This window comes from Flavobacterium sp. C4GT6 (assembly GCF_036347315.1).
In the GTDB taxonomy this organism is placed as follows: domain Bacteria; phylum Bacteroidota; class Bacteroidia; order Flavobacteriales; family Flavobacteriaceae; genus Flavobacterium.
In genome coordinates, this window is sequence record NZ_JAZGZU010000001.1 from 124,084 (window position 1) to 141,262 (window position 17,179).

Annotated in this window: 12 protein-coding genes; 11 read left to right on the top strand and 1 reads right to left on the bottom strand. The window is 39.8% G+C overall.

Features of this window, described 5'->3' with window-relative positions; genetic code table 11:
* The first annotated feature begins 368 nt into the window (after window positions 1-368).
* From V3Z67_RS00490 to V3Z67_RS00540, 11 genes are all read left to right on the top strand, one after another.
* Window positions 369-788 (top strand): HYC_CC_PP family protein, encoded by a 420-nt coding sequence (locus tag V3Z67_RS00490; protein ID WP_330441470.1) that lies wholly within the window; start codon window positions 369-371, stop codon window positions 786-788.
* Between the two features lie 106 nt (window positions 789-894).
* The gene (locus V3Z67_RS00495; protein WP_330441471.1) at window positions 895-4,668 is read left to right on the top strand and encodes an efflux RND transporter permease subunit; all 3,774 of its coding nucleotides are present in this window, start codon (window positions 895-897) and stop codon (window positions 4,666-4,668) included.
* A complete protein-coding gene (locus V3Z67_RS00500) occupies window positions 4,668-5,903 on the top strand; it encodes a TolC family protein (RefSeq protein ID WP_330441472.1) in 1,236 nt (411 codons plus the stop codon). The genes V3Z67_RS00495 and V3Z67_RS00500 overlap by 1 nt, the downstream gene beginning before the upstream one ends.
* Window positions 5,904-5,963: 60 nt before the next feature.
* The gene (locus tag V3Z67_RS00505; protein WP_330441473.1) at window positions 5,964-8,369 is read left to right on the top strand and encodes a multicopper oxidase domain-containing protein; all 2,406 of its coding nucleotides are present in this window, start codon (window positions 5,964-5,966) and stop codon (window positions 8,367-8,369) included.
* 52 nt (window positions 8,370-8,421) lie between these two features.
* The gene (locus tag V3Z67_RS00510) at window positions 8,422-9,048 is read left to right on the top strand and encodes a DUF3347 domain-containing protein (RefSeq protein ID WP_330441474.1); all 627 of its coding nucleotides are present in this window, start codon (window positions 8,422-8,424) and stop codon (window positions 9,046-9,048) included.
* A gap of 81 nt (window positions 9,049-9,129) precedes the next feature.
* Window positions 9,130-9,585: a heme-binding domain-containing protein gene (locus tag V3Z67_RS00515; protein ID WP_330441475.1), complete on the top strand. Its 456-nt coding sequence runs from the start codon at window positions 9,130-9,132 to the stop codon at window positions 9,583-9,585.
* Between the two features lie 78 nt (window positions 9,586-9,663).
* Complete coding sequence (locus V3Z67_RS00520; protein WP_330441476.1) at window positions 9,664-10,887, top strand: permease; 1,224 nt, start codon at window positions 9,664-9,666, stop codon at window positions 10,885-10,887.
* A gap of 176 nt (window positions 10,888-11,063) precedes the next feature.
* On the top strand, window positions 11,064-11,270 hold the full coding sequence (locus tag V3Z67_RS00525; protein ID WP_330441477.1) for a hypothetical protein: 207 nt from the start codon (window positions 11,064-11,066) through the stop codon (window positions 11,268-11,270).
* 250 nt (window positions 11,271-11,520) lie between these two features.
* Window positions 11,521-14,019 (top strand): heavy metal translocating P-type ATPase, encoded by a 2,499-nt coding sequence (locus tag V3Z67_RS00530; protein WP_330441478.1) that lies wholly within the window; start codon window positions 11,521-11,523, stop codon window positions 14,017-14,019.
* 16 nt (window positions 14,020-14,035) lie between these two features.
* On the top strand, window positions 14,036-14,518 hold the full coding sequence (locus V3Z67_RS00535) for a DUF305 domain-containing protein (protein WP_330441479.1): 483 nt from the start codon (window positions 14,036-14,038) through the stop codon (window positions 14,516-14,518).
* A gap of 96 nt (window positions 14,519-14,614) precedes the next feature.
* Entirely contained in the window at window positions 14,615-16,420 is a 1,806-nt protein-coding gene (locus V3Z67_RS00540) for an efflux RND transporter periplasmic adaptor subunit (RefSeq protein ID WP_330441480.1), read from the top strand.
* Window positions 16,421-16,505: 85 nt separating this feature from the next.
* Here V3Z67_RS00540 and V3Z67_RS00545 read toward each other — a convergent pair whose 3' ends face one another.
* Window positions 16,506-17,132: an alpha-ketoglutarate-dependent dioxygenase AlkB family protein gene (locus V3Z67_RS00545; protein WP_330441481.1), complete on the bottom strand. Its 627-nt coding sequence runs from the start codon at window positions 17,130-17,132 to the stop codon at window positions 16,506-16,508.
* Window positions 17,133-17,179: the final 47 nt, after the last annotated feature.

Genomic DNA, 17,179 nt, shown 5'->3' on the forward strand with positions numbered 1-17,179 from the left:
TATTCAAAAACTGATGTAGCAATGAAAGAAAGTGTTATTAGAAAGCCATGCTCAGGCCGTAAACAAAATTATGTGTTGATAAAAAATCACCTTTATTAAAGGCATTAGTTGTTTCAACAAACTTTATTTGCAGGATATTTTGTTAGGTAAAATTGTATTTTTGAACATTAGCCTTGCAGGCTTTCATTAGTATAGAATTGAGATATGGCAAAATAAAGATTGACAAGATTTTGATTTATGTGCGATCAAAAAATTTTTGTCAAGTTTTGTTGCAAGTGATCTAGAAGACCCGGATTGGGCTTCTATAATATGAAAAAAAATGTTAAATTTGCGAAGTGAGGCATGTTTTTCATAACTTTGCAGTAGCAATGAAAAAATGTTTTCATAAAATATCATCTTTTTGTTTAGCACTTATTGTGTTGTTGTCAACAGTTTCTTTTACTGTTGACAGTCATTATTGCGGCGATACTTTAGTGGATTCTTCATTGTTTGGACATGTAGAAACTTGTGGGATGGAAATTCAGCAAAGTAAGGCTTTTTCATCTGAGTGTAATATCTCCAAAAAAGATTGCTGTAATGATGTGCACGTAACCGTTAAAGGGCAGGAGACCTATAAAACGTCGTTTGATAAATTAGAAAAAAGCCAACAATTGTTTGTAGCGGCTTTTATTCACACGTATATACTTTTGTTTGTTGAACCTCAAACAGATTTCAATTCCTATAAAGATTATACCCCGCCGCCCCTGGTCAGGGATGTGCAAGTTTTAGACCAGATCTTCCTTATTTGATTTTTAAGTAATTAGTACCTGTAGTCCTGCATAAATTGTCTAGGATAGTACAGCTTGTTTATCACTTCTATAAACAAGATTTTATAATTATTTAAGAATTATATCTATGCTGAATAAATGTATTAAATTTCTTATACAAAATAAACTTGTTACGGTTCTTATACTCGTTGCTTTTGTAGGGTTCGGGACAGTTTACGCACCTTTTAACTTGGATACCGGGGTTTTGCCAAGTGACCCTGTGGCCGTGGATGCCATTCCGGACCTTGGCGAAAACCAGCAAATTGTATTTACCAGATGGGATGGTCGTTCGCCACAGGACATTGAAGATCAGATTACCTATCCATTGACTACAACGCTCTTAGGTATTCCAGGTGTAAAAACGATTCGTAGTTCCTCAATGTTTGGTTTTTCAAGTATCTACATCATTTTTGAAGAGGACATCGAATTTTACTGGAGCCGAAGCCGAATCCTGGAAAAATTGAATTCGTTACCAAGTGGTCTTTTACCGGAAGGTGTAAATCCAGCTTTGGGACCTGATGCTACAGGATTGGGACAAATATTCTGGTACACGCTTGAAGGGAGGGACAAGGAAGGCAACGTTACAGGTGGTTGGGATTTACAGGAATTACGGAGTATCCAGGATTATTATGTGAAGTATGCACTGGCATCTGCAAGTGGTGTTTCAGAGGTAGCTTCCATTGGTGGTTACGTAAAGGAATACCAAATAGATGTAACTCCCGAACTGATGCGCCAATACAATATTAGCCTTGCTCAGGTTGTAAAAGCGGTTAAGGAAAGCAACAGGGAGATTGGCGCACAAACACTGGAAATAAACCAAGCCGAATACCTTGTTCGGGGTCTGGGATATGTGAAATCTGTGAGTGACCTTGAAAATGCCGTTGTAACTTCTGAGAATTATACTTCTATTAAGATTGGTGATATTGCCAATGTTACACTTGGCCCTGCTACACGCCGCGGCATTTTGGACAAGGAAGGGGCAGAAGTTGTGGGAGCGGTTGTTGTGGCACGCTACGGTGCCAACCCGATGGCAGTAATCCGTAATGTAAAGGCAAAGATTGGGGAGTTAAGCAAAGGCTTACCTTCAAAAGTATTGGCCGATGGCAGGACGTCACAAGTAACCATTGTGCCTTTCTATGACCGTACCGAGCTGATACAGGAAACTTTGGGAACGCTCAACGAGGCATTAATCCTTGAAATACTAATTACCATATTGGTTATCATAGTAATGGTGTTTAACCTCCGGGCATCCATTTTAATATCGGGACTTTTGCCCGTTGCTGTACTGATGGTTTTTATTGCGATGAAATTTTTCAGTGTAGATGCTAATATCGTGGCGCTCTCGGGTATTGCCATCGCTATTGGCACAATGGTAGATGTGGGTATTATTCTGGCAGAGAATATTATAAGACATTTGGATGAGGATGATAAAAAATTGCCGATTAACACTGTTGTTTACAACGCCACGGCCGAAGTTTCGGGAGCAATCGTAACCGCTGTGATGACCACAATTATCAGTTTTATCCCTGTATTTACTATGATAGGTGCCGAAGGTAAGTTGTTCCGTCCATTGGCCTTTACAAAAACATTTGCGCTTACAGCATCCATTATTATAGCACTTTTTATTATTCCGCCATTCGCAGCGATTTTCTTTAAAAACAGGAACATTCGTAAAAACACGAATTACGGTATTAATGGCCTTTTAATTATGGCTGGGCTTATTGCTGTGATCTTCGCCTACTGGATAGGTGTAATATTGGTTGCCTTTGGTTTTGTTGGATTTGCTAAGCAACGTGGTAAATTTTCTCAGAAACGTGCCAACCGCTTTAATATCTATATTTCCGCAGCTGCAATTGTTTTTCTTCTGGCAGAATACTGGAGGCCATTAGGTGTCGATAAGAATATATTTTTAAATCTTCTCTTTGTGGGTGTTATTTGTTTTGGACTTTTGGGTGCTTTTTCATTGTTTCAGAGATTTTATACCCGAATTTTAAGATGGGCACTGGCAAACAGGTATCTCTTCCTGATTATTCCCGTTGCCTTGCTGATTTTTGGTCTCTTCATTTTTAAGAATACAGGCAAGGAGTTTATGCCATCCCTTAATGAAGGCTCCTATCTGCTGATGCCAACCTCTATGCCCCACGCAGGCGTGGAAGAGAACAAACGTGTGCTGCAACAATTAGATATGGCCGTAGCAGGAATTCCAGAGATTGAGACCGTTGTCGGTAAAGCAGGCCGGACGGAGTCAGCACTTGACCCAGCGCCATTATCCATGTACGAAAATATAATTCAGTATAAAAGGGAATATATATTGAAAGGAGGAAAACGGCAACGCTTTAAAGTGGATGATGAGGGATTTTTTATAAAAAAGGACAGTAGCCTGGTTGAAAACCCAAATAATCCGGTGGATTCTGAAAAAATAGAAAAGGTAAGAAAGAACGGCAAAAAGGTGTCTGTTACTGTCGATGTGTCTTCAGAAAAATTGATTCCTGATGACAACGGTGAGTTCTTCCGGAACTGGCGACCTGAAATCCATTCGCCCAATGATATTTGGAACGAAATAGTTCGGGTGACCAACTTTCCCGGAATTACTTCCGCTCCCAAACTGCAACCCATCGAAACCCGTTTGGTAATGTTGCAGACCGGGATGCGTGCCCCAATGGGTATTAAGGTAAAAGGTCAGGATTTAAAACAGATTGAAGCCTTTGGAGTTCAATTGGAAGGAATTTTAAAACAAGCAGAAGGAGTAAAAAAGGAAGCCGTATTTGCAGACCGGATTGTGGGCAAACCCTATTTGCTGATTGATATCAACAGGGAAAAGTTGGCTCGTTATGGTGTTACCATAGAGGAAGTTCAGAATGTGCTGAAAGTCGCCGTGGGCGGCATGGTATTGACTCAAACTGTGGAAGGCAGGGAACGTTATGGTGTTCGGATACGCTATCCGAGGGAACTGCGTGGCGACCCTTCAGATTTGCAGGGTATCTATGTTCCTGTTGAAAAAGGAAGTCCTGTTCCTTTGAGTGAATTGGCGACTATTAGATATGAGCAAGGTCCGCAGGTCATCAAAAGTGAAGACACTTTTTTGGTGGGCTACGTACTTTTTGACAAATTGGATGGTTTTGCTGAAGTGAATGTGGTGGAAAATGCACAGGCACTAATTGAAAAAAAAGTTGATAGTGGCGAACTGGTAATGCCAAAAGGAATCAGTTATAAATTCACCGGTACCTATGAAAACCAGTTACGAGCCGAAAAAACACTGTCTATCATTGTGCCTTTGGCACTGGCGATCATCTTTTTGATATTGTACTTCCAGTTCCGTTCGGTTTCTACAACGCTCATGGTTTTTACTGGGATTGCTATAGCCTTTGCAGGCGGTTTTGCCATGATTTGGTTATATAATCAGGATTGGTTCTTAAACTTCAGCTTTTTTGGTGAAAACCTGAGAGACCTCTTTAATATAAAAAGCATCAATTTGAGTGTTGCAGTTTGGGTAGGTTTCATTGCGCTTTTCGGAATCGCTACCGACGATGGGGTGGTGATGGCAACTTATCTCTTACAAACCTTTGATAAAAATAACCCAACGGATAAGGCGGAAATAAGAAGAGCCACGCTGGAAGCGGCTTCAAAACGTATCCGTCCCTGTTTGATGACAACGGTCACGACCATTCTGGCACTTTTGCCGGTTTTGACTTCCACCGGAAAAGGCAGTGATATAATGATACCCATGTCAATTCCTATTTTTGGGGGTATGCTACTTGATACAACATCATATTTCCTTGTACCTGTACTTTATAGCTGGAGGAAGGAACGACTTGCAAAGAGGGGGCTAAGAAACGAGTCACTTCCTATAACTATTAAATAATGAAAAGAGATAAAAAACATTTTAAAGTAGTCTTATTTTTCGGGGTATATCTTTTTGCTTTCAATTGCTATGGTCAAGAATTAAAGGGCTATACCGATGAGGCAGTTTCCAACAGTCCCGAAATCCAAAAGGTCCAATTTCAATATGAGACAGCAGTTGAAAAAGTGAATGAGAGCAATTGGTTGCCCAATACAGAATTAAGTGCAGGATACTTTTTAAGCGAACCGGAAACAAGGGTCGGGGCGCAGCGCGCTAGATTTTCACTGAAACAGATGATACCTTGGTTTGGCACTATTACGGCAAGGGAAAATTACACTAATGCTGTCGCAGCTTTACAATATGAAGAACTGATCATTGCCAAACGGAGATTAATTGTGTCCGTTTCCCAATCCTACTACAACTTAATGGCAAACAGGGCCAAACAGGAAGTGCTGGAAAAGAATGTAAAATTGTTGGATACTTACGAACGTTTGGCTCTGACGTCTCTGGAAGTGGGCAAAGCATCGGCAGTTTCCGTATTACGCTTGCAGATTAGGAAGAATGAATTGGAGCAGTCTAAGGAAGTCCTGCAACAGCAGTATTTGGCGGAACAGGCCGTATTCAACAATCTCTTGAATCGGAAAAGCGATATGACTGTTATAGTCGTTTCAGAACTTACAATGCCTTCAGAAACCGAAATGATTTCCGAGGAAAACCTAAAAGTACATCCGGAACTTACCAAATATGACAAGCTGTACGAATCCGTTTCGCAGTCTGAACTGTTAAATCAAAAAGAAAGCAGCCCAATGCTCGGTTTTGGATTGGATTATATTCCGGTTTCACAGCGAACGGATATGGACCCGTTAGACAATGGAAAAGATATCTTGATGCCAATGGTCACGCTTTCCATTCCCATTTTCAACAGCAAATACAGAAGCCAGTCCAGACAGAATCATTTGAAACAGCAGGAAATCACTTCACAAAAAGAAGAGCGCTTAAAGACTTTGCAAACAATGCTTTCAAGAGCAATTCATGATAGAAATTCAGCACGAATAAGTTACGATACTCAATCCAAAAACTTAAAACAAGCCGCTGATGCCGAGGAAATCCTAATAAAAAACTATGAAACGGGAATGATAGATTTTAATGATGTTTTGGATATACAGGAATTGCAACTAAGGTTGCAAATCAGTAAAATTGAATCAATAAAGATGTATTATATACAATCCACAGTCATCAATTATTTAACCAATTAAGACTATATTCTTTTGGATTAAATTGTTGAAAAAAAATGTTGCATTTATATAAAAAAGAAGATGAAAGACTTGAAAATTTTATTAATCCTACTGCTACTATCGGGGCAAACAATTACTGCCCAGTCCATTTACGAAAAATCGACAGAAGGAAATCCTGATCATTCACCTGTTCACGAATATACCATTACCTTAAAAGAAGAGATGGTCAATAAGGCTGGCAAGCAAGTGAAAGGGATGACGGTAAACGGGACCATTCCGGGTCCGACGCTAGAGTTTACTGAAGGAGAATATGCCGTCATCTATGTAAAAAATGAAATGAGCGTTGAGACTTCCGTGCATTGGCATGGAATAATTTTACCGAATTTTTACGATGGCGTTCCTTATTTGACCACGCCTCCCATAAGACCCGGCACTACTTTTAAATATGAGTTTGCAATCAGACAAAGTGGCACCTATTGGTATCACTCACACACAATGCTGCAGGAACAAAGCGGTGTTTTCGGTTCTATACTCATTAAGCCAAAAGAAAAGAACCTGGATTATGATAAAGATTTAGTACTGATGCTTTCGGATTGGACCAATGAAAAGCCAGTGAATGTACTTCGAAACCTAAAACGGGGAAATGAATGGTACCAGATGAAAAAAGGTACTTCTACCCCCTTAAATAAAGTGATTGCAAGAGGGGCCTTAGATGCACAGCTCGATTTTTGGCGTCAGCGCATGGAGGGCGCAGACATTGCGGACATTTATTACCCCGCTTTTTTGGTCAATGGAAAGGAAGTAGTTGAATATCCTGACTTTAAGGCTGGCGAAAAAGTGCGATTGCGAATCATAAACGGTTCTGCGTCATCACAATTTTGGATGACCTTTGGTGGTGACAAACCAATTCTGGTAGCCGCAGATGGAAAGGACTGCGTTCCGGTAAAACACAACAAAACCTTTATTGCTATAGCGGAAACCTATGACTTTATCGTGACTATTCCCGAAAATGGAAAGATTGAATTTCGTGCTATGGCGCAAGATGGTTCCGGAACAGCCCTGGCATATATAGGTTCCGGTAAAACTTTACCTGCGGAAATCGTACCAAAACCTGATAAGATTCAGATGATGCAACAAATGGCAAAAATGAAGATGAAAATGGGGGCGCATGCTTTAAAATTTCAACCAAAAAAAGATGAACGCTATGAAATGAAAGCCGAATATGGAATGCAGATGGACCATTCCAAAATGAATAGGAAGGACGAAATAATGAATATGAATATGACCAGGGATTCATTGATGAACGATAAAATAGACCACAGTAAAATGGACAATTCAAAGACACAGAAAGATGATGAAAAAATGAAAATAAACAGGTCCAAAGATACTATAACGGACGTAAAGACAGATCATTCAGAAATGAAAATGAATAAAGATGATCCCGAAATGGACACTATGCATATGGGCGGAAAGAATATGTTTTCTGAATACAATTACGATTATTTGAAGTCACCCGAAAAAACCAGTTATGGAAATGATATTCCCGTTAGGGAAATTTTGTTGAATCTCACGGGTAATATGAACCGCTACATCTGGAGTATGAACGGTGTGCCGCTGTCGGAAGCCGATAACATCCAAATAAATCATAAAGAAGTGACCCGTATAACTTTGAACAACCTAACGATGATGCACCATCCAATGCACCTTCACGGGCATTTTTTCAGGGTCATCAACAAGAATGGCGAGTACTCACCACTAAAGCATACCGTGAACGTACCACCGATGCAAGAGGTTACTATAGAATTTTATGGCAACGAATACGGTGACTGGTTTTTCCATTGCCATATTTTGTACCATATGATGAGCGGAATGGCAAGGGTTATGAGCTATGACACGCCAAGGGATGACCGTTTGAACGGATATCCCATAAGCGGTTTGATTTCCGAGGCAGATAAATATTACACTTGGGCAATAGTGGATGCGGCATCGCATATGACGGAATTTAACTTTGTAACCTCAAACATTCGCAACCAGTTCAATGTAATGGCCGAGTATGGCTGGAATCAAAATTTGGAAGCAGAAATAACTTACGAACGCTATTTGCACGATTATTTAAGGGTGTTTGGCGGTATTAATATTGAAAATGAAATGGAGGACAGTTTGGATGAACTATCTACCACAGCCATTGCTGGAGTTCGGTTTTTGACGCCTTATCTATTCAATCTCGATGTGCGTATTGACAATAAGTTGCGTCCACAGATAAGTTTGAGCCGTGAAATCCTCATTTTTCCAAGAACTGCCATTTTTGGCAGTTATGAATACCAAGCAGATTTTGGGTGGGTAAATGACCTTCCAGTTGGCGACAATTTTGCCAAGGAAGTAGTTTGGAATGCAGGTATCGAATATTTCCTATCAAGAAACTTTTCATTGATGGCCAGCTACGACAACCGTTTTGGTGCAGGTGGCGGCTTATCAGTGAGATTTTAATAATTCAATAAATGGTAAACTAAAACAAGTATTAATTTAAATTAAAAACAAAATGAAAAATGTAAAAGTAACAACAGCAATTTTGGCAATGGCTTTTGTAAGCCTAACTGCAATGTCCTGCAAAGACGGTAAAAAAGAAAATTTGGAAGATGCTAGGCATTCTGAAATGTCTTCTGAAGAAGGCGATCACCACGATGAAGGAATGGAACACGATGAGATGGACGGTTCCAGTGATTCGATGGATTCAAATGCGCAATCCTCTGATGCCAAACAAGTAATGGCATATTATATGGAATTGAAAAATGCGCTAGTGGCAACTAATCAGGAGGATGCCGCAAAAGCAGGCAAAAGATTGGAAAATACCTTAAATGGCTTTGATGTGAGCAGTTACAAAGCAGAACAGCAAAAAGAATTAAAGGACATTATCGCAGATGCCAAGGAACACGCAGAACATATTGGCAAAAGTGAAATGGACCACCAACGTGAGCATTTCAAGACCTTGAGCAAGGATATGATGGATATGGTAGCCATTACGGGAACTGAAAATACCTTGTACCAACAATTTTGCCCAATGTATGATGGTGGAAGTGCTTGGTTAAGTATGGAAAAAGAAGTAAAAAACCCTTACTACGGCAGCAAAATGATGGCCTGCGGTAAAGTGCAAAAGGAAATTAATTAATCATAACCCGTAAGGTATTCCCAGCATTGCGAGGTACGAAGCAATCTGCCGGGTAGCTTATAGGTTTAACTCAATGACTGAATGAAAATCCTAAAAACCATAGCGCTCATTTTATTGATTGGCTTTATAGCAATCCAATTTTTTCCAGTGGAAAGAAGCGAAAGTGATATTGTACCAAAAACCGATTTTCTGTTGGTCAACAACCCACGGGAAAATATCAGTACACTATTGAAGGAATCTTGCTATGATTGCCACAGTAACAATACCGAATATCCGTGGTACAATAAAATTCAACCTATTGCTTGGGTTTTGGAAGACCATATAAAGAAGGGAAAGGCAGAGCTTAACTTTAATGAATGGGAAAATTATTCAGACAGAAGAAAAAACAGCAAATTAAAATCCATTATCAACCAGATTAAGGATGATGAAATGCCCTTGTCGTCCTATACATTGGTTCACCAGGATGCGATTTTATCAGATGCTGAAAAGAAAACGTTGATTGATTATATGACTAAACTAAAAAATAGTTTACAGTAAAGTCCTGAATTTGGGAAGGTTATAGTTACTGGGTAGTTCTATGTTCCTTCCCTAATCAGGCACAAAAAAGAGTATACTATGGACAACTTTGTAAAACAATGGGGCGAGGCTGCCTATACAACCACTGGATTTTTTTGGATGGCACTATGGGCTTTTGCGCTTGGCTACATCATCAGCAGTATGATTCAGGTTTTTGTGACCGAAAAAAAGATGCAGGAAACGATGGGCGAAAATGAAGGCAAGGGCGTTTTGCTCGGTACATTTTTCGGCTTTATCAGCAGTTCGTGCAGTTTTGCGGCATTGGCATCAACAAAGTCACTTTTCAAAAAAGGGGCGAGTTTTGTGTCGTCAATAGCTTTTCTATTGGCATCAACCAATTTGGTTATCGAACTCGGAATTATCATTTCCATCTTTCTGGGTTGGCAATTTGTCGTTGGCGAATATGTCGGGGGAATTCTATTGATACTTATTTCTTGGCTGTTGATTCGGTTGACAAATCCAAAAAAACTCATAGAGAAAGCGCGAAAAAACCTTAAGGATAAGGGCGATGAGGATATGGACGGTTCCAGATCGTGGAGAAAGAAAATACAGTCGGAAAAAGGCTGGGCAAAGGTTTCAAAACAATATGGGATGGAATGGAAAATGGTGTGGAAAGACGTTACTGTTGGCTTTACCATTGCAGGAATCGTAGCGGCCTTTGTGCCGGATTCTTTTTTTCAAACTTTGTTTATCAATAGCGGAAGCGGCAATACCGATTTTACCTTTTTCCAAATCCTCGAGCACATTATTGTCGGTCCGGTCGCTGCATTTTTGACCTTTATCGGTTCAATGGGAAATATTCCGTTAGCCGCACTCTTATTAGGCAAAGGTGTGAGTTTTGCAGGCGTTATGGCTTTTATTTTTAGTGATTTGGTAGTATTTCCCATACTTCGCATCAATGCCAGATACTATGGATGGAAAATGTCACTTTTCATCTTGTTTTTACTGTTTACGGCATTGATCGGTGCATCACTTATTCTGCATTATTCATTCGATTTATTGAGCATTCTGCCAGACCCTTCACAAGTAAAAATTCAGAATAGCGAATACTTTAAATTAGATTATACCTTCTTTTTGAACATCGCTTTTCTGATATTATCTGGATTTTTAGTCTATCTCGGATTTTTCAAAAGGAAAGATGTAAAACAAATGAAGGAAATGGCACCCAAAAGCCAACTGTTGGAAAACATCCTGAAGTATGCCGCATTGATAAGCTACTTTTGGCTAGCGGGCGGATTGATTGTGAATTTTTTTATTAACTGATAAGGAAAAAAACTCTTCACATAAAAAAATACGGTCTGGGATAGGTGTTGATCAACTGTAATACGTGAGTTGAATGTTTTGGGTTATGACATAAAATCGGTTGAATCAGGGCAAATAATTTTAAATGAGAATATATCCAGACAAAAAAATTCCAAATTTGAAAAAAACTAAAAAACATGGATTTGAAATTATACAGGAGAAAACAGAAGTTTTTTAAAGAAATAAAGACTGCCCTGATCAAAAAAATTGAAAATCAGGATGATGCACAAATTTCTTCTTTTTTAACTCAAAGATTTAACAGATCCTATTCGGCTTTGAGCAAATTGTCCAGCAAAACCCTGAGAATGACCGATGCGAAAAATGAAATCAGTCTGAAGATTTGAAAAGGTAAAATAACTGATACAATTGGGGTAGCTTACTTTTTAAGAAATAGCATATTTCCTCAATGATAATAAAAGTGGCCATTTGACTAAACACTTTAAAAAATGTAGAGGGAATGTCGATAAAGAATTTAAGAATCTACAAAAATGGAATAGGAAATCCCCTGACCAAAGTGTATAAGGATTATCCCTACTTGTATATAAAGGGAAATTGGGGTACTTAATTCTCAATAATAATTCAATATAAGATAAAATGAAGCACACCTATCACATCCACGGAATGACCTGCAACGGTTGCCGAAACCATGTAGAGAGTACACTTTCAAAAGTTGAAGGTGTAACTTCTGCGTCGGTCGATTTGGAAAAAGCCGAAGCAACCATAGAAATGAAAAACCATATTCCATTTATAAAGTTTCAGGAGGCCTTGAAAAATGACGTTGGAAATTATAGTATCCATAATATCGGAGAACAGCATCATTCCGGAGACGCAAAGGTAGAAAAACCAAAAAGCAAAGGAACTGGAACTTTTTACTGCCCAATGCACTGCGAAGGTGATAAAACCTATGATAAACCTGGCGATTGCCCTGTCTGCGGAATGGACTTGGTGGAAGAGCAAAATCTAACAGCAACAACTTCCGAACAATGGACTTGCCCAATGCACCCTGAAATTGTAAAGGATGGACCGGGAGCCTGCCCGATCTGTGGCATGGATTTGGTGCCGATGCAGCCTGATATTTCTTCAGGAGAAAAAACCTATAAGAAACTGCTCAGGAAATTATGGATTGCCATTGCTTTTACTTTGCCCATTTTCCTGATAGCAATGAGCGAAATGATTCCCAACAATCCATTATACCAAGTAATGGAACAGAAGTATTGGAACTGGATTCAGTTTGCCTTATCGATACCTGTGGTTTTTTATGCTACCTGGATGTTCTTTGAAAAGGCTTACAGAAGTATAAAAACATGGAACCTCAATATGTTTACCTTAATCGGTATTGGCGCGGGCGCAGCGTGGTTGTTCAGCGTTTTCGGGATGCTCTTTCCCGATTTCTTTCCGGCACAATTTAAAACAGATTCTGGTGCAGTACACGTATATTTTGAAGCTGCAACTGTTATTTTAACCTTGGTTTTATTGGGTCAGGTTCTCGAAGCCCGTGCCCACAGCAAAACAAATTCCGCCGTCAAGGAATTGTTGAAGCTCGCACCAAACAAAGCTATACTGGTTAAGGATGGCAAGGAAGAAGAAGTTGCGATTGATTTAATTAAGCTGGGCGATATCCTTCGCGTAAAACCAGGCGATAAAATTCCAGTTGACGGCGTCATTTCCGAAGGAAATACAACAGTTAACGAATCTATGATTACAGGAGAACCCATTCCCGTTAGCAAAAACGAAGGCGACAAAGTAAGCAGCGGAACTATCAACGGTAACCAATCGTTTCTAATGAAAGCTGAAAAAGTGGGTTCAGACACCTTGCTTTCCCAAATCATCCAAATGGTCAATAACGCCAGTCGCAGTCGTGCGCCCATCCAAAAACTGGCCGATACGGTCTCGGGATATTTTGTGCCTATCGTTGTTCTTATTTCAATCATCACATTTATAGTTTGGGCAATTTTTGGACCCGAACCTGTTTATGTCTATGCTTTTGTAAATGCAATCGCTGTACTCATCATTGCCTGTCCCTGTGCACTCGGTCTGGCTACACCGATGTCCGTGATGGTGGGTGTTGGCAAAGGTGCTCAAAATGGTGTGCTGATTAAAAATGCTGAAGCTCTCGAAAAAATGGACAAGGTAGATACCCTGATTATCGATAAAACCGGCACCATAACCGAAGGGAAACCAACCGTTGAAAAGATTGGCACTTTCGGAAAGGAATTTTCTGAAAATGATGTATTGAAATACATTGTTTCCCTTAACAATATGAGTGAACATCCACTCGCGAAAGCTACCGTAAAATATGGAAAAGAGATGAGAACCGAGTTTTTAGAAACAGAAAACTTCGGTGCCGTTACAGGGAAAGGTGTAGAAGGAATCGTCAATGGAAAAAAATTGGATTTAGGCAATGCGAAAATGATGGCATACGCCAATGCTGAATTAACTTCAGATATGGAAACCGAAGCACAAAGGTTTCAAAAGCAAGGAAAAACCGTTTCCTATTTATCCCTAAATGGGAAAGTTACCGGGTATGTCGTTATTGGCGATAAAATAAAAGAAACAAGTGCAAAAGCAATTAAAAATCTGCAGGATATGGGAATTGCCGTAATTATGCTCACTGGTGATAATCAGAACACCGCCCAAGCCGTGGCAAAAGAACTAGACCTTGCCGATTTCAAAGCTGGAATGTTGCCCGAAAACAAACTGCAAGAAGTAGAGAAACTGCAAAGGAACGGAAGAATTGTAGCAATGGCAGGGGATGGTATCAACGACGCCCCGGCCTTGGCAAAAAGCGATGTGGGTATCGCAATGGGAACAGGAACAGACGTTGCCATTGAAAGTGCAATGGTAACTTTGGTAAAAGGCGATTTGCACGACATTGTAATGGCTAGGAATTTGAGTGCTAGTGTAATGCGCAATATCAAGCAAAATCTGTTTTGGGCATTGGGCTATAATATTCTGGGCATACCAATAGCCGCAGGTGTTTTCTATCCTGTTTTCGGATTATTATTGTCACCTATGCTTGCAGCTTTGGCAATGAGTTTCAGTTCGGTATCGGTCATTGCAAATTCCTTACGGCTAAAAAATATCAAATTATAATTAAAACTTTATAACTATGGAACTTTCAAATCAAAACAGAAGCAAAGGTAATTACACAAAATTCATTTTGATGCTGGCCGCATCTTTCGTAGCTATGTACATCACAATGTACCTTAACACATATCAAATTGACCACGTGTATTTTAGCCTGACACGATTCTATATGAGTTGTTTGGGAATAGCCTGTATGGCAGTAATAATGTGGTTATTTATGCGGAAAATGTACCAGAACAAGAAAAAGAATATTATTATATTAGTGGGAAGCCTGCTACTTTTTGTCAGCGCACTTGGGCTTGTAAGGGCGCAAAGTCCTATTATTGGCGATATACTTTGGATGAAGGCAATGATTCCCCATCACTCAATTGCAATTTTAACAAGTGAAAGAGCAGACATAAAAGATCCAAAAGTCAGAAAATTAGCAGATGACATTATTGCAGCACAACGTAAAGAAATCGGTGAAATGAAAGAAATGATAAAACGTTTGGAAGCTGCAAAATAGTATCAAGCATCAAACTGTCAGGTTTAAAATACCTTAGATATTTAGAAGTATATTGTATGGTTAAGCGCTTTAGAAACCTGTTGAATTATATATATTATGAAGAAATACATCATTTACATCGGCATTTTAGCCGTTGGTCTGGTATTGGGCTACGTCTTTTTTGGTGAGTCAGCTGAAGGAGGATCAAACACTAAGGAAGTTTCCGATGTGTCGGATAGCAAGCAGGAAAAGCAACTGTGGACCTGTTCAATGCACCCACAGATTATGCAGCCTGAGCCCGGCGATTGCCCAATATGCGGAATGGACTTGATTCCTGCCGTATCAGGCGCAGGCGGCCTTGCAATGAACGAAATAAAAATGACCGAAAATGCAATGGCCTTGGCAAACATCCAGACAACCATTGTAGGAAATGTTTCGGGAAATGAAGAAAACCAGATGAGGCTTTCGGGAAAAATTATGGCAAATGAAGAAGCCAATGCTGTACAAGCCAGTTATTTTGAAGGCCGTATTGAAAAACTGAACGTGAATTTTACCGGTGAGGAAGTGCGTAAAGGTCAGTTACTGGCCACTATTTATGCACCAAACCTTATTGCAGCTCAACAGGAGCTCTTAACAGCTTCTAAACTGAAGGAATCACAACCCGCGCTATATAAAGCGGTCCGTAACAAGCTGAAACTATGGAAACTATCTGAAAGCCTAATCGATCAAATAGAAAACTCCGGCAAAATACGTGAAAACTTTCCTGTTTATGCCACGGTATCGGGTACGGTTTTTCAGAAAATGGCAGAAGAAGGCGACTATGTAAAACAAGGGCAACCTATTGTAAAAGTAAGTGATCTGGGTACGGTCTGGGCAATGTTCGATGCCTATGAACGGCAAATTTCACAATTAGAGGAAGGGCAAAAAATAACGGTTACTGCTAATGCTTATCCCGACAAAGAATTTGAGGCAACTGTTTCGTTTATTGACCCCACGCTGAACTCGAAATCCCGAACAGTTTCTGTCCGAGCAAATTTGAACAATAAAGAAGATTTATTAAAACCAGGAATGTTCGTTACTGCAAAAGTAAATATGTCAAAAGCTGATGCAATGGAAACCAACATTACTGTTCCGGCAACTGCGGTTATGTGGACAGGCGAGCGCTCATTGGTTTATGTAAAGACCAATCCCAACGAACCCGTTTTTGAAATGCGCGAAGTAACATTAGGGCCTAAATACGGCGAGGTTTACACTATCACAGAAGGGCTTTCCAGTGGTGAGGAAATAGTTACCAACGGTACATTCACAATTGATGCTGCTGCACAGCTGCAAGGTAAAAAGAGCATGATGAATGCATCAGTTGGTAAAACAATGACAGGACACGAAAACCATATGGATATGCACGGGATTCAAGAAAGTACAGGAGATAAAATGAACAATATGGAGCTTGCACAAATCAGCGAAAAAATTGAAGTTTCTGCCAAATTTCAAAATCAACTAAAACAAATTTTTGATAAGTATCTTATTTTGAAGGATGCATTGGTAAAAGATGATGTCAATGGCGCTCAAGAAGCAGGGAAGCAGATAAATGAATTTTTGAAAAAAGCAAATATGAATTTATCATCCGATAACAAAGGACATGAACATTGGATAACCATTTTGAAAGAACTAAAAATCTCTGTAAATGGTATTGCAAACACTTCTGATATAGTAAAACAAAGGAGGTATTTTAAGCAACTTTCTGTCCATATTATACGTAGTTTGTTACTGTTTGAGTCTGATGAAAGAGGATATATTCAGTTTTGCCCGATGGCAGATAACAATAAAGGGGCTTATTGGATAAGCTTAGAAAAAGAGATTCGAAATCCCTATTATGGAGAAGTAATGGAAACCTGTGGCGAAGTAAAAGCAACTATAAAATAAGATTGGACGGAAAACCAGTCAATATATTTCCTATCGATATTGCGAGAAATGCTTTTGTTAAAGCTGTATATTAGGCCTGTTTTTCTCAGATATTTTCCTTGTTATTCTGCCTGAACGTCAAATTGATCCTCGGCAGCATCTCCTTTGCCGATTTCGGTATATGGTGTTCCCAATAGGTATTGGTAGTTCCCGACATAAGTAACAAAGTGCCGTGATGTAGGGGTATCTCAATCTGCGGTACTGATTTGTCGATTTTATGCCTGAACCTAAATGGCCTTGTCTGTCCGAAGGTTACTGAGGCAATATTGGGATTGCTGCCGATGCGGTGTTCCTTATCCGAATGCCAGGCTACACTGTCACTACCGTTACGATACAGGTTCAGCAGCACGGCATTAAAGGACAGCCCGGTTTCCTGTTCCACCTTTTTTCGAAGTAGAAGAAGTTCAGGAGTCCAGGGCAGGGAACCCTCACCGGCCTCTTCGGGTTCACCATACCAGGCAATCATCCTCGGTGCAGTGACTATCTTATCGTACATCGGCATTTGGTATTCCCGCCATGGTGTATTATGGAGTAATTTTTCATAATAACTATCCGCTTCCGCTTTTGGAATAAATCCGTCATACTGCATCAGCTCCATATCCGGCAGGTGGTAATAGCGTTTCGGAGAGTTACCAACAGTAAACAGTTCCGTATCGTCAAACAGTGTTATCATAATTTCATCCTTTCTGCTTTCGCAATTATTCTTGCTTTTCTTTCCGC

Bases quoted from the DNA above. Each gene is read 5' to 3' on its own strand.
- V3Z67_RS00490 (WP_330441470.1), top strand. From the start codon at position 369: ATGAAAAAATGTTTTCATAAAATATCATCTTTTTGTTTAGCACTTATT.
- V3Z67_RS00530 (WP_330441478.1), top strand. From the start codon at position 11,521: ATGAAGCACACCTATCACATCCACGGAATGACCTGCAACGGTTGCCGA.
- V3Z67_RS00505 (WP_330441473.1), top strand. From the start codon at position 5,964: ATGAAAGACTTGAAAATTTTATTAATCCTACTGCTACTATCGGGGCAA.
- V3Z67_RS00515 (WP_330441475.1), top strand. From the start codon at position 9,130: ATGAAAATCCTAAAAACCATAGCGCTCATTTTATTGATTGGCTTTATA.
- V3Z67_RS00500 (WP_330441472.1), top strand. From the start codon at position 4,668: ATGAAAAGAGATAAAAAACATTTTAAAGTAGTCTTATTTTTCGGGGTA.
- V3Z67_RS00495 (WP_330441471.1), top strand. From the start codon at position 895: ATGCTGAATAAATGTATTAAATTTCTTATACAAAATAAACTTGTTACG.
- V3Z67_RS00535 (WP_330441479.1), top strand. From the start codon at position 14,036: ATGGAACTTTCAAATCAAAACAGAAGCAAAGGTAATTACACAAAATTC.
- V3Z67_RS00525 (WP_330441477.1), top strand. From the start codon at position 11,064: ATGGATTTGAAATTATACAGGAGAAAACAGAAGTTTTTTAAAGAAATA.
- V3Z67_RS00540 (WP_330441480.1), top strand. From the start codon at position 14,615: ATGAAGAAATACATCATTTACATCGGCATTTTAGCCGTTGGTCTGGTA.
- V3Z67_RS00545 (WP_330441481.1), bottom strand. From the start codon at position 17,132: ATGATAACACTGTTTGACGATACGGAACTGTTTACTGTTGGTAACTCT.
- V3Z67_RS00510 (WP_330441474.1), top strand. From the start codon at position 8,422: ATGAAAAATGTAAAAGTAACAACAGCAATTTTGGCAATGGCTTTTGTA.
- V3Z67_RS00520 (WP_330441476.1), top strand. From the start codon at position 9,664: ATGGACAACTTTGTAAAACAATGGGGCGAGGCTGCCTATACAACCACT.